Genomic DNA, 737 nt, shown 5'->3' on the forward strand with positions numbered 1-737 from the left:
TCTTCTTCGTGAACATCCCGCTGAGCCTCATCGCGGCGTGGATGCTGGTCGCACCCCACGACGAGCTCGTGCCGAAGCCGATGGCCGACGGGGGCGAGGGCACGCTCGACGCGTTCGAGGCCGCGGTCGCGGGCTCCGAGCGCGTGCCCGTCACGGTGCAGGGTCCCGACGACCGACCGGTGGATGCCGCGTGGCTCCGGCTGCCCGACGGCAGTGCCCTCGTCGAGCTCGCGCTCACGAGCGGGATCACCCTGCTCGACCCCCTCCGCCCGTTCGACGCGCACACGATCGGATTCGGGCAGGCGATCGCCGCGGCGCTCGACGGCGGCGCGACGAGGGTGCTCCTCGCGATCGGGGGCAGCTCGTCCACCGACGGCGGCGCCGGCGCGCTCGCGGCGCTCGGCGGACGATTCCTCGACGGCGACGGGTGGCCGGTCCCCGCGGGCAATCGCGGACTCGGCTCGATCGCCCGGGTCGACCTGTCCGGCCTCCGGGAGCGGCCTGCGCGCGGTGCCGCGATCCTCAGCGACGTCACGAACCCGTTGCTCGGTCCGTTCGGCGCGGCCGCGATCTTCGGTCCGCAGAAGGGCGCGGCGCCGGAGGAGGTCGAACCGCTTGAGCGCAACCTCGGCCGGCTCGTCCGCGCGATGCCCGACAGGGCCGCGTTCGCCGACGCAGCGGGCGCCGGCGCCGCGGGCGGGACCGGCTTCGGGCTGCTCGTCTGGGGTGCGCACATG

At 75.3% G+C, this 737-nt stretch carries 1 protein-coding gene; it reads left to right on the forward strand.

What is annotated here, in order from left to right:
- Positions 1-8: 8 nt before the first annotated feature.
- The coding region (locus ESO86_RS18020; RefSeq protein ID WP_242492452.1) for a glycerate kinase at positions 9-737 on the forward strand (729 nt) is incomplete at its 3' end.

The sequence above is a fragment of the Agromyces binzhouensis genome, from assembly GCF_004135055.1.
Taxonomy (GTDB): Bacteria; Actinomycetota; Actinomycetes; order Actinomycetales; family Microbacteriaceae; genus Agromyces; species Agromyces binzhouensis.